Origin of the sequence: Methylobacterium sp. J-078 (assembly GCF_022829285.1) — a bacterium.
Lineage (GTDB): Bacteria > Pseudomonadota > Alphaproteobacteria > Rhizobiales > Beijerinckiaceae > Methylobacterium.
In genome coordinates, this window is sequence record NZ_JAKSYI010000083.1 from 1 (window position 1) to 958 (window position 958).

Below are 958 nucleotides of genomic sequence, written 5' to 3' on the forward strand. Positions count from 1 at the left end.
GAAGGTTTTGTTGTCCTTGACCAGCGCGTTGGCGAGGACGACGAGACGCCGGCCCATGGCGATGATGGCGACCTTGGCGGGTTTGCCGGCGTCTCGCATGGCCCGGTAGGGCACCTTGAAGGCCGGGCACGTTCGGGCCGCGACCATGCCGGCCATATAGAACGCGGTGCGCAGGCAGGGGCGACCGCCCGCGATGGCGTGACGTCCGGGATGGCTCCCGCTCTGGGTGGGATGAGGGGCCATGCCGGCGAGGCTCGCGGCGGCCTTGCGGTCGAGCCGTCCGAGTTCGGGCATGTCGGTGATCAGCACGGTCGCGATGCGCCGGCCGATCCCCGGGATCGAGGTGAGGATCGTGCGTCTGCGGGCCAGGCCCGGATCGGCGCCGATGCGCTGATCGAGTTCCGCCTCGATGGCCGCGCACGCCCTCTCCAGGGTCTCGATCACCGCCCGGTGACTGTCGGCCACCAGCGGATCGAGAGCCTGCTTGAGACGTGTCTTCTCCATGGCGATCAGTTCGGTGATCTGGCGCCGACGGGTCGAGAGCGCCTTGAGCCGGACCTGATCGGGCTCGGGCGCGGGGTGCAGGTGCTCGGGCATGCGCTGAGCAAAGCGCGCGATGAGCGCGGCGTCCAGCCGGTCGGTCTTGGCGATCTGTCCTTCCGCCGTGCGGAAGGCCCGGACCCGGCGCGGATCGACCAGGGCGACCGCAAAGCCGGCCTCGGCCAGGGCCGTCGTGACGGGATGGGCATAGGAGCCGATCGCCTCGAGGGCGACGCGCAGCACGCCGCGCTGGCGCAGGGCGTCGATCAGGCATTCGATGCCGGTCGGGGTGTTGTCACACCGGAGCGGTTTGGCGGCGGGATGGAACCCGAGGTCGAGGACGTGCTTGCCGACGTCGATGCCGGCCACCGGTACGAGGCTGAGCATGGCGGATCCTGTCCTGTACGCGGGCGCCCGC

1 protein-coding gene is annotated in these 958 nt (G+C 70.5%); it reads right to left on the reverse strand.

Going from position 1 to position 958, the window contains the following annotated elements:
* On the reverse strand, positions 1–927 hold a 927-nt coding region (locus tag MKK58_RS13635; RefSeq protein ID WP_243912571.1), incomplete at its 3' end, for an IS110 family transposase.
* Between the last annotated feature and the right edge of the window lie 31 nt (positions 928–958).